The sequence below is a fragment of the Pedobacter sp. MR2016-19 genome, assembly GCF_014947265.1.
GTDB lineage: Bacteria > Bacteroidota > Bacteroidia > Sphingobacteriales > Sphingobacteriaceae > Pedobacter.
Genome location: NZ_JADCNK010000056.1, coordinates 1 through 466, shown reverse-complemented (window position 1 = coordinate 466; position 466 = coordinate 1). Strand labels below are relative to the sequence as shown.

Below are 466 nucleotides of genomic sequence, written 5' to 3'. Positions count from 1 at the left end.
CCCTTAACTTTTCTTAACGCCTTAATGGTGAGAAAATTTTATAGCTCACTTTACCATTAAGTGATTAAGGATATTAAGAACCAGAACCTTTGCCTTAATTCTTTTTAATGCTTTAAAAGTTTGAAATAACACTTCAAAGCGCCTTTTAACGAAGAAAACCCTTCAACATTTCTGTTGAGAGGTTTCTTTTTAAGATCTGGCACCGACCTACTCTCCCACGTGTTACCGCAGTACCATCGGCTCTGGTGGGCTTAACTGCTCTGTTCGGAATGGGAAGAGGTGGACACCACCGATATAGGCACCTGAATATTTTTATTTAAGACTAAAGAAGAAAGCTTAAAGAATAAAGCGTAATCCACCTTTGGTCTTTGCTCTTTCAGCTTTTAGCCTTTTAGTATTTCAATTTCGCTGGCCTTAAAACACAAGGCCTTGTATATAACAAGAAAACCCTTCAACATTTCTGCTG

The 466-nt window shown here is 38.0% G+C and carries 1 rRNA gene; it reads right to left on the bottom strand.

Annotation, left to right across the window (positions count from 1 at the left end):
• Window positions 1–194: 194 nt before the first annotated feature.
• Window positions 195–306 (bottom strand): 5S ribosomal RNA (gene rrf, locus IM793_RS24700).
• Window positions 307–466: the final 160 nt, after the last annotated feature.